At 70.4% G+C, this 213-nt stretch carries 1 protein-coding gene; it reads right to left on the reverse strand.

Annotation, left to right across the window (positions count from 1 at the left end; translation table 11 throughout):
* A partial coding sequence (locus B2U11_RS14900) for a hypothetical protein (RefSeq protein WP_292072902.1) occupies window positions 1–213 on the reverse strand: 213 nt, incomplete at both ends.

Raw genomic sequence — 213 nt, forward strand, 5'->3', positions numbered from 1 at the left:
CTCGGCGGCCATCAGGCGCAGCTCGCTCCGGCTGCGCCACAGCAAGCCGGCCAGCAGCGCCACGATGGCGACGATGGCCAAGGCCGCGCCCAGCTTCTCGAACAACGGCACGTCGGGCCGGGCGTAAAGCCGCGTGCTGAAAACCCCGAAGGTGGTGAAGGCGCGATGCACGTCCAGCTCCCGCATCGCCATCAGCAGCTCGGCCAGGGCCAG

It is taken from the genome of Brevundimonas sp. UBA7534 (assembly GCF_002479325.1).
In the GTDB taxonomy this organism is placed as follows: Bacteria; Pseudomonadota; Alphaproteobacteria; order Caulobacterales; family Caulobacteraceae; genus Brevundimonas.